Raw genomic sequence first — 18,832 nt, 5'->3', positions numbered from 1 at the left:
GCCCATGTTCAACCGCAGGCTTTAAGGTTCACCGGGCCGACAAATTCATTGCCGCGCCCCATCACACACGCCACGGTCTGATTACGCTGGCGCTCCCAGGCTTGTACCGGGTAGGTCTTGTTCCAGGCCTCATACAGCTGGCGATCCTGTTTCGACAGGCGCAAGCCATACTGTTTGCTCATGTAGAAATACGTGCGCGCAATCATCCCGCGAATGGACGGGCGCGGCATGACCTTCTTGGCCTTGAAGTCCACCTGGGTCAGACAGGAGCCGTACTGCCCGCTTTGCACCGGCAGCCAGCCAAAACTAAAATTGTTACGGTCACCGTTGACCTCGCCGATGCTCGGCACCAGGTTGTGCAAGTCGGCTTCGGCGCGCTTGAACACATTGTCATTGCGCGTGCAGTTCTTGCGCCCACCGTTCTGCCAGCATTGGCGCTGGTGCCCGATTTGCCAGGCCGGAACAATATGCTCCCACTCGATGCGCGCGGCGCGGCTGGCGTTCTTGCGGGGGATATAACCGCAGGCCTTCAGGTCCACGCGGTTGCCGGTGTATTTGCAGCCGCAATAGAACTCGGTGGACTGCGGCGAATAGAGCTTCCAGGCGACTTTCTTGGCTTCGCTGAAGGTTCGGGGCGCCTGCGCGTGGGCGGTAATGGCAAAAAACAGGCAGCACAGAGCAATAAAACGGGCACTCATCGAATCAATCTTCCTTCGGCACAACCCAGAAAATCTGCACGCCGCCATCGTCGCGATAAGCGAGGGTAACGTTGTCGTTCTCTGCAATTTCCTCCAGCAAACGCTGCCACTCATCCTCGGGCTCGTCCGGTAGACGGAAAATCAACGCGGCCTTGGCTTTTTGGGCGTTGGTGGAGTTGATGATCTTTTGCACACGAATAGCCAGGCGCTCATAGGCATCAGGCGGGGTAGGCGCTGCGGAAGAGGACTTTGCCACGGGGTATTCCTTAATAAGCTGTACGCACATACAGTATTTAACTGCGGGCGATTTCGCAACTACTTAAAACTCAAGAAGTTCGTCTGACAGCGAATTGGGAGGCTTGGCGTAGGACGCAGAGTGGGATAGGGCGGGAAGCGAGGAAGGTAGAGGCGGGCATGCCCGCCTCTACAGAGGTGTCAGCGCGAATCAATACTCCCAGAACATCCGTTGCAGCTCTTTGCTGTCCTGGGTCTTGGTCAGGGCGACCATTGCCAGAATCCGCGCTTTCTGCGGGTTCAGGTCAAGGGCTGCAACCCAGTCGTATTTGTCGTCTGGCTGTTCGGCATTGCGCAGCACCATGCCGCCGGCATTTACGTGGGAAGAGCGAATGATCTGCACGCCTTGCTTGCGCAGTTCCACCAGGGCAGGGACGACTTTGGACGACACCGAACCATTACCGGTACCGGCGTGGATGATGGCTTTGGCGCCAGCCTGGGCCAGGGCCTTGTAGGCGGTGTCGCTCACGTTGCCGTAGCCGTAGGCGATTTCGACATCGGGCAGGCTCTTGATGTTCTTGATGTCGAATTCCGAATCCATGGTGTGACGCTTGGCCGGCAGGCGGAACCAGTAGGATTTGCCTTCAACTACCATGCCCAATGGGCCCCATGGGCTTTTGAACGCTTCGGTCTTGATGTTGATCATCTTGCTGACGTCGCGACCCGATTGGATCTCGTCGTTCATGGTCACCAGCACGCCTTTACCGCGCGCGTCCTTGCTGCCGGCTACGGCCACGGCGTTGTACAGGTTGAGCATGCCGTCGGCCGACATGGCGGTGCCCGGGCGCATGGAGCCGACCACCACGATAGGCTTGTCGGTTTTTTCCACCAGGTTCAGGAAGTAGGCGGTCTCTTCCAGGGTGTCGGTACCGTGGGTGATCACGATGCCATCAACGTCTTTGCTGTCGGCCAGTTCGGCGACGCGGCGACCCAGTTGCAGCAGGTTTTCGTTGTTGATGCTTTCGGATGCAATTTGCATCACTTGTTCGCCGCGCACGTTGGCGATCTGGCTCAGTTCAGGCACACCGGCGATCAACTGCTCGATACCGACTTTGGCCGCCTGGTAGGTGGCGCTATTGGCCGCACTGGCGCCAGCGCCGGCAATGGTGCCGCCGGTAGCGAGGATCACTACGTTGGACAGTTTGGTCTTGGCTTCAACTTCCTTTGCCTGGGCGGCAACGGGGAACAGCAGCAGAAGGGCTAATGCGCCCGGGACAAAGTTCTTCAATGCAGATTTCATTATTTTTCTCTCTGGTTTTTGATGAGTGCTGTAGCCGGTTCATCTAGAACACCCGGGCGGTGCTGAATGCCACGAGGCGCCTGTTAGGAGCAGGATCTGTACCAGGCTGATGGTATTTATGAATATAAATTAACTATTTGATATGTAAGGATTTTCAGTGTTTTCAACAGGCTTCTGGCCGAACCGTCGTCCGGCTTTCCGAACAACCTGAAGTGTCGCGTTCGGTTGTCCGAAAAATATGACAAAAAAATCCTGGAAGGCTCGAAAAAAACGGCGTTTCAGAAAATCATGGCGAGCGCTGGCTGTTTAAGGGGGGCCAGCACGGGGCGCCAAGGCAGGCGCCAGAGGCCTTGCATGAAAGGCTGTGTTCTACCGTTGACAAATCTCGACAAGGTTCGCATAGTTTGAATAACGCAAACGTTTGCGAGATGTTTCGCTGGATGCTCCCTGAGCCCTGTGATCACTCGTACCAGCCTCCCGGGTGGGGGGCTGCCGAAGCGTCTTTCGGTGCAAGCGTTGCTCACAATAATCATAAGATCGGAGTGAACCCATGAAGCTGCCATTCGCTGCACGTCTTCTTGCTGTCGCTGTGCTTGCTGCCGCATCCGCCGCTTTACCTCTTTCCTCGGCATTCGCCGATGACACCGCCGCCAAGCCCAAGGTCGGCCTGGTGATGAAATCCCTCGCCAACGAATTTTTCGTGACCATGCAGGACGGTGCCAAGGCGTACCAGAAAGAGCACGCCGCCGATTTCGACATGATCACCAACGGCATCAAGAACGAGACCGATACCAGCGCGCAGATCGACATCGTCAACCAGATGATCCTCGCCAAGGTCAACGCCATCGTCATCGCGCCTGCCGACTCCAAGGCGCTGGTCACGGTGCTGAAGAAAGCCTCCGATGCGGGTATCAAGGTGGTTAACATCGACAACCGCCTGGACCCGGACGTACTGAAAAGCAAAAAACTCGAGATCCCTTTTGTCGGTCCGGACAACCGAAAAGGCTCCAAGCTGGTGGGCGATTATCTGGCCAAGCAACTGGCGGCAGGTGACAAGGTCGGCATCATCGAAGGGGTTCCGACCACCACCAACGCCCAGCAGCGCACCGCAGGCTACAAGGATGCGATGGACGCGGCCGGCATGAAGATCGTCTCTACCCAGTCCGGTAACTGGGAAATCGACCAGGGCCAGAAAGTTGCCTCGGCCATGCTCAGCGAATACCCGGACCTCAAGGCCTTGTTGGCGGGTAACGACAACATGGCGCTGGGCGCTGTCTCCGCCGTGCGTGCGGCGGGCAAGGCGGGCAAAGTGCTGGTGGTGGGCTACGACAACATCGAAGCCATCAAGCCAATGCTGCAGGACGGCCGCGTGCTGGCCACCGCCGACCAGGCGGCTGCGCAACAAGCCGTATTCGGTATCCAGAACGCGCTTAAGTTGGTCAAGGGTGAGAAAGTCGATGCCAACGACGGCGTGATCGAAACCCCGGTCGAACTCGTCATCAAGCAGTAATCCTGGCAGCACCCAACAGCGTCCGCTCGCCCTGAGCGGACGCCTGGAGATTTTCCTATGTCATCTTCCGCCCCGAACGCTGTCCTCTCGGTCAGCGGTATCGGTAAAACCTATGCCCAGCCGGTTCTCTCTGACATCACCCTCACGCTTAACCGCGGGGAAGTGCTGGCGCTGACCGGTGAGAACGGCGCAGGCAAAAGCACCTTGTCGAAGATCATCGGCGGGCTGGTCACGCCGACTACCGGGCACATGCAGTTCAATGGCCAGGACTATCATCCGGCTAGCCGTACCCAGGCCGAAGCGCTAGGCGTGCGTATGGTCATGCAGGAACTCAACCTGTTACCGACCCTGACCGTTGCCGAAAACCTGTTCCTGGATAACTTGCCCAGCCACTGTGGCTGGATCAGCCGTAAGCAACTGCGCAAGGCCGCGATCGAGGCCATGGCCCAGGTCGGCCTGGATGCCATCGACCCGGACACTCTGGTCGGCAGCCTGGGCATCGGCCACCAGCAGATGGTCGAGATTGCCCGCAACCTGATCGGCGACTGCCATGTGCTGATCCTCGACGAACCCACGGCGATGCTTACTGCCCGTGAAGTCGAAATGCTATTTGAGCAAATCACCCGTCTGCAGGCCCGGGGCGTGGCGATCATTTATATTTCGCACCGGCTCGAAGAGCTGGCCCGTGTCGCCCAGCGCATTGCGGTACTGCGTGACGGCAAGCTGGTCTGCGTTGAGCCGATGGCCAACTACAACAGCGAGCAACTGGTGACCTTGATGGTCGGTCGCGAGCTGGGTGAGCACATCGACCTGGGCCCCCGCACGATTGGCGGCCCGGCCCTGACGGTCAAAGGCTTGAGCCGCTCGGATAAAGTCCAAGACGTGTCCTTTGAAGTGCGTGCCGGTGAGATCTATGGCATCTCCGGCCTGATTGGCGCGGGCCGTACGGAGTTACTGCGCCTGATCTTCGGTGCCGACCTGGCGGACAGCGGCACCGTGGCCCTGGGGCCTGCGGCCGAGGTGGTGAGCATTCGCTCGCCGGTGGATGCAGTAGGGCATGGCATCGCCTTGATCACCGAGGACCGTAAAGGTGAAGGCCTGCTGCTCACCCAATCCATCAGCGCCAATATCGCCCTGGGCAATATGCCGGAAATTTCCGGCGGCGGCGTGGTGAACAGTCGCGATGAAACGGCCCTGGCCAAGCGTCAGATCGACGCCATGCGCATCCGCAGCTCCAGCCCGGCGCAATTGGTGTCGGAACTGTCGGGCGGCAACCAGCAGAAAGTCGTGATCGGCCGCTGGCTGGAGCGTGACTGCTCGGTGATGCTGTTCGACGAGCCCACTCGCGGCATCGACGTCGGGGCCAAGTTCGACATTTATGCCTTGCTCGGCGAGCTGACCCGCCAGGGCAAAGCGCTGGTGGTGGTGTCCAGTGACCTGCGTGAGCTCATGCTGATCTGTGATCGCATCGGCGTGCTGTCCGCCGGGCGCCTGATCGAAACCTTCGAGCGCGACAGCTGGACCCAGGACGAATTGCTCGCCGCCGCGTTTGCCGGCTATCAGAAACGTGATGCGCTGCTCAACGAAGCCGCGCCTAGGAATACCCCATGAAAACCACAACATCCCCGGCAAAACCGGCGGCAACTTCTACGGCCTGGGTACTTACCTGGGGTTGGCGGGCGCTTTACTCGCGATGATCGCGCTGTTTTCGGTGCTCAGCGATCACTTCCTGTCCTATGACACCTTCAGCACCCTGGCCAACCAGATCCCGGATCTGATGGTACTGGCGGTGGGCATGACCTTTATTCTGATTATCGGCGGGATTGACCTGTCGGTGGGCTCGGTGCTGGCGCTGGCGGCGTCGGCGGTCAGCGTGGCGATTCTTGGCTGGGGTTGGAGCGTGTTGCCGGCTGCTGTGCTTGGCATGGGCTGCGCCGCGTTGGCCGGCACCATCACTGGGTCGATCACCGTGGCCTGGCGAATTCCGTCGTTTATCGTATCCCTGGGCGTGCTGGAAATGGCGCGGGGCGTGGCGTACCAGATGACCGGTTCGCGCACGGCGTATATCGGTGATTCGTTTGCCTGGCTGTCCAACCCGATTGCCTTCGGTATTTCGCCATCGTTCATCATCGCCTTGCTGGTGATCATCGTCGCCCAGTTGGTACTCACCCGCACGGTGTTTGGTCGTTACCTGATCGGCATCGGCACCAACGAGGAAGCCGTGCGCCTGGCGGGGATCAACCCCAAGCCATACAAGATCCTGGTGTTCAGCCTGATGGGCCTGTTGGCCGGCGTGGCAGCGTTGTTCCAGATATCGCGCCTGGAAGCGGCGGACCCGAATGCCGGTTCCGGCCTGGAGCTGCAAGTGATTGCGGCGGTGGTGATCGGCGGCACCAGCCTGATGGGCGGACGCGGTTCGGTGATCAGCACGTTCTTTGGGGTGTTGATTATTTCTGTATTGGCCGCTGGCTTGGCGCAGATCGGTGCTACAGAACCTACCAAGCGCATCATCACCGGTGCGGTGATCGTGATTGCGGTGGTCCTCGACACGTACCGCAGCCGACGCGCCAGTCGGCGGGGCTGAACCATGGCAACGATCAAGGATGTGGCGGCGCTTGCAGGTATTTCCTACACCACGGTGTCCCATGTGGTGAACAAGACGCGCCCTGTTAGCGAGCCGGTACGGGTCAAGGTCGAGGCAGCTATCAAGCAGCTCGACTACGTGCCCAGCGCCGTCGCGCGCTCGCTCAAGGCCAAGACCACAGCCACCATCGGCTTGCTGGTGCCCAATAGTCTCAACCCGTATTTTGCCGAGCTGGCGCGAGGTATTGAGGATTACTGCGAGCGTAATGGTTACTGCGTGATCCTGTGCAACTCCGATGACAACGCTGAAAAACAACGCAGCTATTTACGGGTGTTGCTGGAGAAGCGCATCGACGGCTTGATCGTCACCTCGGTGGGTGGCGATGACAGCGGATTGGCCGCAGGCTTGAGTGCGGTGCGCACGCCGATGGTGATTGTCGACCGCGCGCTGGATGGTATCGATGTCGATCTGGTGCGTATCGATCACGAGGAGGGCGCTTATTTGGCGACCCGGCATTTGCTCGAGTTGGGCCATCGTGACATCGCCTGCATTGGCGGCCCGGCGCATACCCGTGTGGCGCAGATGCGTCTGGCGGGGTATCACCGTGCGCTGCGGGAAGCGGGCGTGGAGGTGGCGGCCAATCGCACCCGGGAGAGCGACTTCACCAGTACTGGCGGTTACACCGCCGCCGTTGAGTTGCTGGCGGAGAACCCGCCCAGTGCGATTTTTGCCAGCAACGATATGATTGGTTTCGGTGTGTTACGTGCGGCAGCGGAGCGTAATATCCGCGTGCCCGGCGAGCTGTCGGTCATTGGCTTTGATGACATTCAAATGAGCCGCTACGTATACCCGGCGCTGACGACGGTCGGGCAGTCGATCCTGCACCTTGGCGAGACCGCAGCCGAGCTTTTACTGCGACGAATTGCAACCCCCCAATTGCCGATCGATCAACGCGTCGTAACGCCGAGCATCGTGTTGCGTGAGTCGACGGCCCCCGTCGCCGGTGTGTTTGCCCAATACCGTTGAACCGAATTGATGAGTACTGATGTATGCCAGCAAAAGTAGTGGTAGTAGGCAGCCTGAATATGGACCTGGTCACCCGTGCCAGTCGGCTGCCCCGTGCCGGTGAAACCCTGATTGGCCGCACATTCTCCACCGTTTCCGGTGGCAAGGGCGCCAACCAGGCCGTGGCCTCGGCACGATTGGGCGCCGAGGTGGCGATGATTGGCTGTGTCGGCACCGATGCCTACGGCGCTGAGCTGCGTGGCGCGTTGCTGGTGGAAGGTATCGATTGCCAGGCCGTGAGCACCGTGAATGGCTCCAGCGGCGTGGCGTTGATCGTGGTGGATGACAGCAGCCAGAACGCAATTGTGATTGTCGCCGGCAGCAACGGTGAGCTGACCCCGGCGTCATTGCAGGCCGCTGAGGCGGTGTTGCAGGCTGGCGATGTGATCATCTGCCAGCTTGAGGTGCCGATGGCTACCGTCGGATATGCCCTCAGGCGTGGCCGTGAGTTAAACAAGGTGGTGATCCTGAATCCGGCGCCGGCCAGTGGTCCGTTGCCGGCTGAATGGTACGCGTCGGTCGACTACCTGATTCCCAACGAAAGTGAAGCCAGCGCACTCAGCGGCGTGACGGTGGATTCCATCGACAGCGCCAAGCTGGCTGCCACAAAACTGATCGAGGCGGGGGCGGGTAAAGTCATTATTACCTTGGGCGGTGAGGGCGCCTTGTTTGCCGATGGCAACGGCTTTGAGCATCTTGCGGCACCCAAGGTCAAGGCGGTGGATACCACCGCCGCCGGCGACACGTTCGTCGGTGGTTTTGCTGCCGCGTTGGCCGACGGTAAAAGCGAAGCCGAGGCCATTCGTTTCGGTCAGGTGGCGGCAGCGCTGTCGGTTACTCGCGCCGGTGCGCAACCCTCCATTCCCACGCTGCATGACGTTCAAGGTTTTGTGCCCTCATGAAAAAGACTCCTCTGCTCAATATCGCCCTGTCGCGGGTGATTGCATCCCTGGGCCACGGCGACATCCTGGTGATCGGCGATGCCGGCTTGCCGGTCCCTCCGGGTGTTGAATTGATCGATCTGGCGCTGACCCAGGGCATTCCCGACTTCATCAGCACCTTGCGCGTCGTGCTCAGCGAGATGCAGGTGGAAAGCCATGTACTGGCCGAAGAAATCCTGCTCAAGCAGCCGCCGGCGCTGACCGAGCTGAACACCCTGACCGAACAGGCCGCCCTTGGCGCACGACGCCTGGTCAGTCATGAGGCGTTCAAGCAACTGAGCCAAAAGGCACGTGCGGTTGTGCGTACCGGCGAATGCCAGCCTTATTGCAATATCGCGCTGGTGTCCGGCGTCACGTTCTAGAGTTCCCCAACGACAAGGAGTGTTTTTATGCAACGTGGTCTCCCAACCCTGAGAAATCTGTTTCGGAGTGTCCTGCTTTTGTCCGCGCTCACAGCAGCAAGCGCCCATGCGGCGGAAAAAATCGATCTGATCATCGATACCGACCCAGGCGCCGACGATGTGGTGGCCTTGCTCTTCGCCATGGCGTCCCCGCAAGAGCTGAACATTCGCGCATTGACCACCGTCGCCGGCAACGTGCGTCTGGACAAGACCTCCCGTAACGCGCGTCTGGCCCGCGAGTGGGCGGGGCGCGAGGACATCCCGGTGTACGCCGGTGCTCCGGCGCCGCTACTGCGCAAACCGATCTATGCCGAGAACATTCACGGCAAGGAAGGCATTTCCGGTGTCACCGTGCATGAACCAAAAAAAGGCCTGGCGGACGGCAATGCCGTTGACTACCTGATCAAGACCCTTCGTGCGGCCAAACCTCACAGCATCACGATTGCCATGCTCGGCCCGCAGACCAACCTTGCGCTGGCATTGACCCAGGACCCGGAAATCACCCAAGGCATCAAGGAAGTGGTGGTGATGGGCGGCGCGCACTTCAATGGCGGCAATATCACGCCGGTCGCGGAGTTCAATCTGTTTGCCGACCCGGTGGCGGCGGAGATTGTGCTCAAGAGTGGCGTGAAGCTGACTTACCTGCCGTTGGACGTGACCCACAAAGTGCTGACCAGCGAGGCGCGCTTGAAGACGATCGCCGAGATCAACAACAACGCGAGCAAGATCGTTGGGGATATTCTCAATGAGTACGTCAAAGGCGATATGGAGCACTACGGCATTCCTGGCGGCCCGGTGCACGACGCCACTGTCGTTGCCTACCTGCTCAAGCCTTCGCTGTTCAGCGGGCGCGAGGTCAACGTGGTGGTAGACAGCAGAGAAGGCCCGACCTTCGGTCAGACCATCGTCGATTGGTACGACGGCCTGAAACAGCCGAAGAACGCGTTCTGGGTTGAAAGCGGCGATGCCCAAGGCTTCTTCGATCTGCTGACCGAGCGCCTGGCGCGCCTGAAGTAAAGCGTTTGCCGGTCGACGCGCGTCGCCCGGCGTTTATTCGCGCTCGACGCTGCCCACGCCCATATGATCGGCTGGGTATTTCTCGAATACCTGGCCGATGAAGGCTTGGGCCGCTTGGGTGCCCAGCTCCTTGACCAGCAGGTCGATGCCGATGATTGCCAATTCCTCTGGGCTGCCGGGGCTGTAGGAACTCTGTCCCAGGGGCCACTTGGCTTTGATGTCGGCTTGGAGCGTTACGGTGGTCATGGAAATCTCACGGGCTTGAAATACTGGGCAATGCGCTGGAACGCGGTTCCAGCGGGCGCAGTTAAGCACTTTGCGCCGCGTTTGGCACTGCTACTTAGGCATGAAGCGTTTCAGAATGAGGCCGGCGCTATGCGACACTGTCCTTCTGTTTAATTGCCGGGGAACACCGCGTGCAAATCGATTTGAACACCCCCGAGAACCTGACCCTGGAAAGCGTGCGTCAACTGCTCGCCAGTGCCAGCGACGATCAACATACTCAATTGCGCGTCACCAAGGCGGGTATTGCCTACATCTCTTGCGGAACAGTGGGGGGTACTGATATCGACGGGCTGTTGTTTCGTCTGGAGACCTGGGCCAAGGGCTCCGGCTATGTCGGTAATGTGGCTGCCAGCGATGAAGTCTGGGTCATGCAGATTTTCAACGCCCTCAAGCAGAATTGGCCAAAACCGCCGTTCGACTATATCGATATCTACTGATCACGTTCATATCCGGTCACGATTGACCGGGCGAATGCCTGCGCAGACTCAGGCAGACTTGGCCATCGGCGGTTTACGTCTTGAAACCAATCCGCCATACCGCTGTCGCACGATCTCTGTCCATTTTTAACCATAGGAGGCTTCATGCCTTGGAAGCTCGCATCATTCGGTACTTTGTTGGCAGCACTCGCGTTGGCGGGTTGCAGCACCCCGGGTGCCTCTGAGCCAGGCAAAGATGCCGCCGTGACCGATGCCGGTCATAGCCGCTGTGAGTCGAAGGCCGCCGAATTCACCATCGGCCAGAAAGCCTCGCCCCAGTTGCTGGAACAGGCCCGTACCCGTGCCGGTGCGCAGAATGCGCGGATCCTCAAGCCCAACGACATGATCACGCTGGAATACCGTTCCGACCGCCTTAACCTCAATACCGATGACAATCTGGTGATCACGCGGGTCAACTGCGGCTGATCGAGCTCGGGCTTTTGTTGCACCCATAAAAAACCCCGTCACATGGACGGGGTTTTTTTGATCAGCGCAGAAATTACTCTGGGCGAACCTGTGCAGCTTGCATACCCTTTTGGCCTTTCTCAGCCACGAAGGAAACGGTTTGGCCTTCTTTCAGGCTTTTGAAACCGTCGCTTTCGATAGCTTTGAAGTGTACGAACAGGTCGTCACCGCCACCTTGAGGAGTGATGAAGCCGAAGCCTTTTTCATCGTTGAACCATTTAACGGTGCCGGTTTGGCGATTAGACATGGTGTATCTCCAAGAAACATATATTTTCAGTAGTGCTGTGCTGCTCAGGCCAACTGGGCACACCGGGCTATCATAGTCGAAATGTTCGGCTTGGGAGCCCCCCCAAGGCACTGTTTGCTAATCAATAGCGTTGCGTTTGGCATCTTTGTTGGCTGAAAGCCCCGATCTACGGGGCTTTCGCACGAAATATCAGTTGGTAAAAAAAGCCGTAAAAGCTGCGTAATTTGTGAGAAATAGCAGTTTTTTGGCTGTTTTTACTGCGCAAAATCCCGCTGGTCATGGGGCGTTGTTACTTTTTCTTCACCACTTTGCAGGACGAAATAGCCGCGACTGCTTTGTTTTTGAGCTGCGGGCTGGCGTTCTGGTTGGTCATGAGTTCCTTGATTTCGGCAGTGCTCAATTCCGCGTTGATCTTGTCGGCGCCGCATTCGCAATGGGCTTTGGCGGTTTTGACGTCCACGTTCTGGCTGGCGGCGGCACTGCAATCGCTGACGAAGCTGTCGCGGGCACCGGCAGGCCAGTTCGACGGGGCCGCAGCTTGTGCGCCGAGGGAAAGGAGGGTCAGGGAAGCGGCTAGAGCGAGGGTAGAGGTAAAACGCATCATGAGGATGCTCCTTTGGGTCGAGGACGAACGGCGATTCTCAGTGGGTTTGAGGCCTTGCGTACAGCCCAAGTTCATTTTTGCCGCTATTTTGTCTTTACCCGAAGGCGGGCCGGCGCGATGACCGTCCATCTGTGCTAGCATCGTCGCCCTGGCTCTTACGGGCGCGCCATTTGCCGCCTTGCCATGTTCTTTTTTAGCTCACTCCAGTCACTCTGGTTCGATTATCGGTTGGCCGAAAGGCTCCTGCCGCTGTAAGGCAGGCGTTCATCCTTGAACGGCCTGGTATTGGATCTTGTACTGGCTCATCCCAACCCACGTGACCTTTGGTAGGGGTCACCACTAGGAGAGGAGGCGCCATGCCAACTATTACTCTTCCCGATGGCAGTCAACGTTCATTCGATCATGCGGTTTCCGTAGCCGAGGTCGCCGCATCCATTGGTGCCGGCCTGGCCAAGGCCACCGTGGCCGGCAAGGTCGACGGCAAGCTGGTCGATGCCAGTGACCTGATCACCGCCGACGCCAGCCTGCAAATCATCACGCCCAAGGATCAAGAGGGGCTGGAGATCATTCGCCACTCTTGCGCGCACCTGATTGGCCATGCGGTCAAGCAGTTGTACCCGACCGCGAAGATGGTGATCGGCCCGGTTATTGAAGAAGGCTTCTATTACGACATCGCCTACGAGCGTCCTTTTACGCCGGACGACCTGGCCGCCATCGAGCAGCGCATGCATGCGCTGATCGAAAAAGATTACGACGTCATCAAGAAAGTCGCCCCGCGCGCCGAAGTGATCGACGTGTTCACCGCCCGTGGCGAGGACTACAAGCTGCGTCTGGTGGAAGACATGCCGGATGAGCAGGCCATGGGTCTGTACTACCACGAAGAATATGTCGACATGTGCCGTGGCCCGCATGTGCCGAATACGCGCTTCCTCAAGTCGTTCAAGCTGACCAAGCTGTCCGGTGCCTACTGGCGCGGCGACGCGAAGAACGAGCAATTGCAACGTATCTACGGCACCGCCTGGGCTGACAAGAAACAGCTGGCCGCCTACATCCAGCGCATTGAAGAAGCCGAAAAACGCGACCACCGCAAGATCGGCAAGCGCCTGAACCTGTTCCACCTCCAGGAAGAAGCGCCGGGCATGGTGTTTTGGCACCCCAACGGCTGGACTCTTTACCAAGTGCTTGAGCAGTACATGCGCAAGGTACAGCGCGAAAATGGCTACCTGGAGATCAAGACTCCACAGGTCGTTGACCGCAGCCTGTGGGAGAAATCCGGGCATTGGGCCAACTACGCCGACAACATGTTCACCACCCAGTCGGAAAACCGCGATTACGCCATCAAGCCGATGAACTGCCCTTGCCACGTGCAGGTGTTCAATCAAGGCCTGAAGAGCTACCGCGAGTTGCCGATGCGCCTTGCCGAGTTCGGTGCTTGCCACCGTAATGAGCCATCCGGTGCGCTGCACGGCATCATGCGCGTGCGCGGCTTCACCCAGGACGATGCGCATATCTTCTGCACCGAAGAGCAGATGCAGGCCGAGTCCGCCGCGTTCATCAAGCTGACCATGGACGTTTATCGCGATTTCGGTTTTACCGAAGTCGAAATGAAACTGTCCACTCGTCCGGAAAAACGCGTCGGCTCCGACGAGCTGTGGGATCGCGCCGAGGCGGCCTTGGCCGCTGCGCTGGACAGCGCGGGGCTTGCGTACGACCTACAGCCGGGCGAGGGCGCCTTCTATGGTCCCAAGATCGAGTTCTCGCTGAAAGATTGCCTTGGCCGCGTCTGGCAGTGTGGTACCCTGCAGCTCGATTTTAACCTGCCGATCCGTCTGGGAGCCGAATATGTCTCCGAAGACAACAGCCGTAAACACCCGGTTATGCTGCACCGGGCGATCCTTGGCTCGTTCGAACGGTTCGTCGGTATCCTGATCGAGCACTACGAGGGTGCATTCCCTGCGTGGCTGGCTCCGACCCAGGCAGTGATCATGAATATCACTGATAAACAGGCAGATTTTGCCGCTGAGGTTGAAAAAACTCTCAACGAAAGCGGATTTCGTGCCAAGTCCGACTTGAGAAATGAAAAGATCGGCTTTAAAATCCGCGAGCATACTTTGCTCAAGGTTCCCTATCTTTTGGTTATCGGAGATCGGGAAGTCGAGATGCAGACTGTCGCTGTGCGTACTCGTGAAGGTGCTGACCTGGGCTCGATGCCCGTCGCCCAGTTCGCTGAGTTCCTCGCGCAAGCGGTTTCCCGGCGTGGTCGCCCAGATTCGGAGTAATTATTATTAAGCGTGAAATGAGACAAGATAAACGAGCTGCACCGAAAGCCCCGATCAACGAGAATATCTCGGCACGCGAGGTTCGGTTAATTGGCGCTGACGGCGAGCAGATTGGCATCGTCTCGATTGATGAAGCGCTTCGTATCGCTGAAGAGTCCAAATTGGACCTGGTGGAAATCTCCGCCGACGCAGTCCCGCCTGTTTGCCGGGTGATGGACTACGGCAAGTCGATCTTCGAAAAGAAGAAGCAGATTGCTGCGGCGAAGAAGAACCAGAAGCAGATTCAAGTAAAAGAAATCAAGTTTCGTCCAGGGACGGAGGAAGGGGATTACCAGGTAAAACTGCGCAACCTGGTACGTTTCCTGAGTGATGGGGACAGGGCCAAGGTATCCTTGCGATTCCGCGGCCGTGAGATGGCCCACCAGGAGCTGGGGATGGAACTCCTCAAGCGGGTTGAAGCTGACCTGCTCGAGTACGGTTCGGTCGAACAGCATCCTAAGATGGAAGGACGCCAACTGATCATGGTCATCGCCCCGAAAAAGAAGAAGTAATCAACAGGGCACGGCAGGCCTTCTGATTATGTTTATCAACTGAATGCGGAGTATCCGAACATGCCAAAGATGAAGACTAAAAGTGGTGCTGCTAAGCGGTTTCTGAAAACTGCTAACGGTATCAAGCACAAGCACGCTTTCAAGAGCCACATCCTGACCAAAATGTCGACCAAGCGTAAGCGTCAACTGCGCGGTAGCAGCTTGCTGCATCCGTCTGACGTGGCAAAAGTCGAGCGCATGCTGCGCCTTCGTTAATTTTTGGATCAAGAATAGAGGAAGTAACTCATGGCTCGTGTAAAGCGTGGCGTCATTGCCCGTAAGCGTCACAAAAAAATTCTGAAACTTGCTAAAGGCTACTACGGCGCGCGTTCACGCGTATTCCGTGTTGCCAAGCAAGCGGTAATCAAGGCTGGCCAATACGCCTACCGTGACCGTCGTCAGAAAAAACGTCAGTTCCGCGCTCTGTGGATCGCTCGTATCAACGCTGGTGCACGTGTTAACGGTCTGTCCTACAGCCGTTTCATCGCTGGCCTGAAAAAAGCGTCCATCGAAATCGACCGTAAGGTTCTGGCTGAACTGGCCGTGAACGAAAAAGCGGTGTTTGCTGCGATTGTCGAGAAAGCTAAAGCCTCCTTGGCTTAAGTACCCCCGACAGTCACCTTGGGTTACTCCTGTACCCCAAGGTGGTAAACGTCATAAATAGGGGAAGAGCCTTCAAGCTCTTCCCCTATTTTGTATCTGGAGTCTGTACATGGAAAACCTGGACGCGCTCGTTGCCCAAGCTCTTGAGGCTGTGCATAGCGCTGAAGATATCAATGCCCTGGAGCAAATCCGGGTTCACTACCTTGGCAAAAAAGGTGAATTGACTCAGGTGATGAAGACCCTGGGGAATTTGCCGGCTGAAGAGCGTCCGCAAGTTGGTGCGCTGATCAACGTTGCCAAGGAGCGTGTCACAGAGGTTCTCAATGCGCGCAAGGCGTCGCTGGAGGAGGCCGACCTTGCGGCCAAACTCGCCGCCGAATCCATTGATGTCACCCTGCCTGGCCGTGGTCAGGCCTCAGGCGGTCTGCACCCGATTACCCGGACTCTGGAACGTATCGAGCAGTTCTTCACCCATATCGGCTACGGCATTGCCGAAGGTCCTGAGGTCGAAGACGACTATCACAACTTCGAGGCGCTCAACATCCCAGGCCATCACCCGGCCCGGTCGATGCACGACACCTTCTATTTCAACGCGAACATGTTGCTGCGCACCCATACCTCGCCGGTACAAGTGCGCACCATGGAAGCGAACAAACCGCCGATCCGCATCGTCTGCCCAGGCCGCGTGTATCGTAGCGACTCCGATATCACCCACTCGCCAATGTTCCACCAGGTCGAAGGCTTGCTCGTTGATCGCGATATCAATTTCGCTGATCTCAAGGGCACCATCGAAGAGTTCCTGCGGGTGTTCTTCGAGAAAGAACTGGCGGTACGTTTCCGTCCCTCGTTCTTTCCGTTCACCGAACCGTCCGCTGAAGTCGACATGGAATGCGTAATGTGCAGCGGCAAAGGCTGCCGTGTCTGCAAGCAGACCGGCTGGCTGGAAGTGATGGGTTGCGGGATGGTTCACCCTAACGTGCTGCGTATGTCCGGTATCGATCCGGAAGAGTTCTCGGGCTTTGCCTTCGGCATGGGCGTTGAGCGTCTGGCCATGCTGCGTTACGGCGTGAACGACTTGCGTCTGTTCTTCGACAACGACTTGCGGTTCCTCGCGCAATTTCGCTAGTCGTAACGAATCTTTAGGAGAGCAGGATGAAATTCAGTGAACAATGGCTGCGCGGCTGGGTAAGCCCGCAGGTGGATCGCGACGCGCTGGTTGCGCGTCTGTCGATGGCCGGCCTTGAGGTCGATAGTGTTACTCCGGCCGCCGGTGTTTTCAGTGGCGTGGTCGTGGGCGAAGTGCTGAGCACCGAGCAGCACCCGGACGCCGATAAATTGCGCGTATGCCAGGTCAGCAATGGCGCGCAAACCTTCCAGGTCGTGTGCGGAGCGCCCAACGTGCGCCCGGGCCTGAAGATTCCGTTTGCCATGATCGGTGCTGAACTGCCGGGCGACTTCAAGATCAAGAAGGCTAAGCTGCGTGGCGTCGAATCCAACGGCATGCTGTGCTCCCAAGCGGAGTTGCAGGTAGGCGAAGGGAATGATGGCCTGATGGAACTGCCGGGCGACGCGCCGGTGGGCCAGGACATCCGCGTTTACCTGGAGCTGGAAGATGCCAGCATCGAGGTCGACCTGACCCCTAACCGCGGCGATTGCTTGTCGCTGGCTGGCCTTGCCCGTGAAGTGGGCGCGCTGTACAACGCTCCGGTGACCCGTCCGGTGGTTGCCAGCGTAGCTGCTGTGCACGACGAAGTGCGTCCGATTGAAGTGCTGGCACCAAACGCCTGCCCACGTTATCTGGGGCGTGTGATCCGTAACGTTGATTTGTCCAAGCCAACTCCGCTGTGGATGGTCGAGCGTCTGCGTCGCGCGGACGTGCGCAGCATCGATGCTGCCGTAGATATCACCAACTACGTCATGTTGGAGCTGGGCCAACCGCTGCATGCGTTCGATCTTGCCGAAATCAACGGTGGCATCCGCGTACGCATGGCCGAAGAAGGCGAGAAGCTGGTGCTGCTTGACGGTCAGGAAGTCAGCCTGCGTGCTGACACCTTGGTCATCGCCGACCACTCCCGTGCCTTGGCGATTGCCGGCGTGATGGGTGGCGAGCACAGCGGAGTGTCCGCAACCACCCGTGACGTGTTCCTTGAAAGCGCATTTTTCGACCAGATCGCCATCGCTGGCAAGGCCCGTTCCTATGGCCTGCACACCGATGCATCGCACCGCTACGAGCGTGGCGTGGACTGGAAGCTGGCCCGTGAAGCCATGGAGCGCGCCACTGGTCTGCTGCTGGAAATCACCGGTGGCGAAGCTGGCCCGATCACCGAAACCGTCAGCGAACAGTACCTGCCGTCTGTAGCACCGATCACTTTGCGCGCCAAGAGCGTTGAGCAAATGTTGGGTCTGGTGATTGAGCCGGCCGAAATCGAGCAATTGTTGTCGGCCCTCGGCCTTGGCATTTCTGCGGGCGGGGAAGGGCAGTGGCAGGTCGAAGTGCCAAGCCATCGCTTCGATATCAGCCTGGAAGTCGATTTGATCGAAGAGCTGGCCCGTTTGTACGGCTACAACCGCCTGCCGGTTCGTTATCCGCAAGCGCGCCTGGCACCGCAACCCAAGGCCGAGGCGCGTGCGCATTTGCCTGAGTTGCGTCGCCTGTTGGTGGCTCGTGGTTACCAGGAAGCGGTGACCTACAGCTTCATCGATCCTAAGCAGTTCGAACTGTTCAGCCCAGGCGTCGAGCCACTGCTGCTGGCCAACCCGATCTCCAACGACATGGCCGCCATGCGTTCGTCGCTGTGGCCGGGCCTGGTGAAGGCGCTGTCCCATAACCTGAACCGTCAGCAAGATCGTGTACGCATGTTCGAAAGCGGCCTGCGTTTCGTCGGTCAGTTGGACGGCCTGAAGCAAGAGCCGATGCTGGCTGGCGTGGTGTGTGGCAGCCGTCTGCCGGAAGGCTGGGCACAGGGCCGCGACGCTGTGGACTTCTTTGACGTCAAGGCTGACGTTGAAGCGGTGCTGGGCTTCGCCGGCGCATTGGATGCCTTCACCTTTATTCGGGGTAGCCACCCCGCACTGCATCCGGGCCAGACTGCACGTATAGAACGTGAAGGTCGCCTGGTGGGCTTCGTGGGTGCGATCCATCCTGAATTGTCGAAAACCCTTGGTCTTGATCGCCCGGTCTTCGTTTTCGAACTGGTATTGGCTGAAGTGGCGTCGGGCAAGATGCCGAAATTCAGCGAGTTGTCGCGCTTCCCTGAAGTGCGTCGCGACCTGGCCCTGATCGCCGACAGCGAAGTCGCCGCAACTGCCGTTCTGGATGTAATCCGTGAAAATGCAGGGGAATGGCTGACAGACCTCAGGCTATTTGACGTCTATCAGGGTAAAGGCATTGATCCGCATAGAAAAAGCCTCGCAGTTGGCTTGACCTGGCAGCATCCATCGCGCACTCTTAATGACGATGAGGTGAATACCACGACACAAAATATCCTCACCTCGCTCGAACAAAGGTTGAACGCCACGTTAAGGAAGTGACG

The 18,832-nt window shown here is 58.4% G+C and carries 21 protein-coding genes; 15 read left to right on the top strand and 6 right to left on the bottom strand.

Annotated elements, in window-relative coordinates:
• Positions 1–8: 8 nt before the first annotated feature.
• The 3 genes from AB4O25_RS09060 to AB4O25_RS09050 all read right to left on the bottom strand — a co-directional run bounded on the left by AB4O25_RS09060 (position 9) and on the right by AB4O25_RS09050 (position 2,232).
• Entirely contained in the window at positions 9–698 is a 690-nt protein-coding gene (locus tag AB4O25_RS09060) for an endonuclease (protein ID WP_017531145.1), read from the bottom strand.
• Positions 699–702: 4 nt separating this feature from the next.
• On the bottom strand, positions 703–954 hold the full coding sequence (locus tag AB4O25_RS09055; protein WP_017531144.1) for a DUF1654 domain-containing protein: 252 nt from the start codon (positions 952–954) through the stop codon (positions 703–705).
• A gap of 189 nt (positions 955–1,143) precedes the next feature.
• Positions 1,144–2,232 carry an asparaginase gene (locus AB4O25_RS09050; protein ID WP_017528197.1) on the bottom strand — a complete coding sequence of 363 codons (1,089 nt, stop codon included), beginning with the start codon at positions 2,230–2,232 and terminating at the stop codon, positions 1,144–1,146.
• Between the two features lie 550 nt (positions 2,233–2,782).
• Here AB4O25_RS09050 and AB4O25_RS09045 point away from each other — a divergent pair.
• From AB4O25_RS09045 to AB4O25_RS09015, 7 genes are read left to right on the top strand one after another with little or no spacing between them, the layout of a single operon-like run.
• The gene (locus tag AB4O25_RS09045; protein WP_017528198.1) at positions 2,783–3,742 is read left to right on the top strand and encodes a sugar ABC transporter substrate-binding protein; all 960 of its coding nucleotides are present in this window, start codon (positions 2,783–2,785) and stop codon (positions 3,740–3,742) included.
• 57 nt (positions 3,743–3,799) lie between these two features.
• Positions 3,800–5,353, top strand: coding sequence for a sugar ABC transporter ATP-binding protein (locus AB4O25_RS09040; RefSeq protein WP_017528199.1), 1,554 nt, complete (start codon positions 3,800–3,802; stop codon positions 5,351–5,353).
• On the top strand, positions 5,313–6,326 hold the full coding sequence (locus AB4O25_RS09035; RefSeq protein ID WP_460150773.1) for an ABC transporter permease: 1,014 nt from the start codon (positions 5,313–5,315) through the stop codon (positions 6,324–6,326). Before AB4O25_RS09040 ends, AB4O25_RS09035 begins: the two co-directional genes overlap by 41 nt.
• Before the next feature lie 3 nt (positions 6,327–6,329).
• Positions 6,330–7,352 carry a LacI family DNA-binding transcriptional regulator gene (locus AB4O25_RS09030; protein WP_017528201.1) on the top strand — a complete coding sequence of 341 codons (1,023 nt, stop codon included), beginning with the start codon at positions 6,330–6,332 and terminating at the stop codon, positions 7,350–7,352.
• 23 nt (positions 7,353–7,375) lie between these two features.
• Positions 7,376–8,293, top strand: a complete 918-nt coding sequence (rbsK, locus tag AB4O25_RS09025; protein ID WP_065877638.1) for a ribokinase — start codon at positions 7,376–7,378, stop codon at positions 8,291–8,293.
• Complete coding sequence (gene rbsD / locus AB4O25_RS09020) at positions 8,290–8,694, top strand: D-ribose pyranase (RefSeq protein WP_017528203.1); 405 nt, start codon at positions 8,290–8,292, stop codon at positions 8,692–8,694. Before rbsK ends, rbsD begins: the two co-directional genes overlap by 4 nt.
• Positions 8,695–8,721: 27 nt before the next feature.
• Positions 8,722–9,750 carry a nucleoside hydrolase gene (locus AB4O25_RS09015; RefSeq protein ID WP_065877636.1) on the top strand — a complete coding sequence of 343 codons (1,029 nt, stop codon included), beginning with the start codon at positions 8,722–8,724 and terminating at the stop codon, positions 9,748–9,750.
• A 33-nt stretch (positions 9,751–9,783) separates the two neighbouring features.
• Here the strand turns inward: AB4O25_RS09015 and AB4O25_RS09010 are convergent, their stop codons facing one another.
• Positions 9,784–9,996 (bottom strand): hypothetical protein, encoded by a 213-nt coding sequence (locus AB4O25_RS09010; protein WP_017528205.1) that lies wholly within the window; start codon positions 9,994–9,996, stop codon positions 9,784–9,786.
• A 170-nt stretch (positions 9,997–10,166) separates the two neighbouring features.
• Here AB4O25_RS09010 and AB4O25_RS09005 point away from each other — a divergent pair, with 170 nt between their 5' ends.
• Positions 10,167–10,472 carry a hypothetical protein gene (locus AB4O25_RS09005; RefSeq protein WP_017528206.1) on the top strand — a complete coding sequence of 102 codons (306 nt, stop codon included), beginning with the start codon at positions 10,167–10,169 and terminating at the stop codon, positions 10,470–10,472.
• A 144-nt stretch (positions 10,473–10,616) separates the two neighbouring features.
• Entirely contained in the window at positions 10,617–10,937 is a 321-nt protein-coding gene (locus AB4O25_RS09000; protein ID WP_017528207.1) for an I78 family peptidase inhibitor, read from the top strand.
• 73 nt (positions 10,938–11,010) lie between these two features.
• Here AB4O25_RS09000 and AB4O25_RS08995 read toward each other — a convergent pair whose 3' ends face one another.
• Entirely contained in the window at positions 11,011–11,223 is a 213-nt protein-coding gene (locus AB4O25_RS08995; protein ID WP_003179963.1) for a cold-shock protein, read from the bottom strand.
• 289 nt (positions 11,224–11,512) lie between these two features.
• Complete coding sequence (locus AB4O25_RS08990; protein ID WP_017528208.1) at positions 11,513–11,827, bottom strand: hypothetical protein; 315 nt, start codon at positions 11,825–11,827, stop codon at positions 11,513–11,515.
• A 356-nt stretch (positions 11,828–12,183) separates the two neighbouring features.
• Here AB4O25_RS08990 and thrS point away from each other — a divergent pair, with 356 nt between their 5' ends.
• The 6 genes from thrS (at position 12,184) to pheT (ending at position 18,830) form a co-directional block, all read left to right on the top strand.
• Positions 12,184–14,106, top strand: a complete 1,923-nt coding sequence (gene thrS / locus AB4O25_RS08985; protein ID WP_460150772.1) for a threonine--tRNA ligase — start codon at positions 12,184–12,186, stop codon at positions 14,104–14,106.
• Positions 14,106–14,657, top strand: coding sequence for a translation initiation factor IF-3 (infC, locus tag AB4O25_RS08980; RefSeq protein WP_169850653.1), 552 nt, complete (start codon positions 14,106–14,108; stop codon positions 14,655–14,657). Before thrS ends, infC begins: the two co-directional genes overlap by 1 nt.
• Before the next feature lie 60 nt (positions 14,658–14,717).
• Positions 14,718–14,912 carry a 50S ribosomal protein L35 gene (gene rpmI / locus AB4O25_RS08975; protein WP_002553160.1) on the top strand — a complete coding sequence of 65 codons (195 nt, stop codon included), beginning with the start codon at positions 14,718–14,720 and terminating at the stop codon, positions 14,910–14,912.
• 30 nt (positions 14,913–14,942) lie between these two features.
• Entirely contained in the window at positions 14,943–15,299 is a 357-nt protein-coding gene (gene rplT, locus AB4O25_RS08970; RefSeq protein ID WP_005789679.1) for a 50S ribosomal protein L20, read from the top strand.
• A gap of 109 nt (positions 15,300–15,408) precedes the next feature.
• Positions 15,409–16,425, top strand: a complete 1,017-nt coding sequence (gene pheS / locus AB4O25_RS08965; protein WP_003234250.1) for a phenylalanine--tRNA ligase subunit alpha — start codon at positions 15,409–15,411, stop codon at positions 16,423–16,425.
• Positions 16,426–16,451: 26 nt separating this feature from the next.
• On the top strand, positions 16,452–18,830 hold the full coding sequence (gene pheT, locus AB4O25_RS08960; protein WP_017528211.1) for a phenylalanine--tRNA ligase subunit beta: 2,379 nt from the start codon (positions 16,452–16,454) through the stop codon (positions 18,828–18,830).
• The last annotated feature ends 2 nt before the right edge of the window (positions 18,831–18,832 follow it).

The sequence above is a fragment of the Pseudomonas sp. S3_A03 genome (genome assembly GCF_054668275.1).
This window is presented reverse-complemented; position numbering and strand designations above follow the sequence as displayed.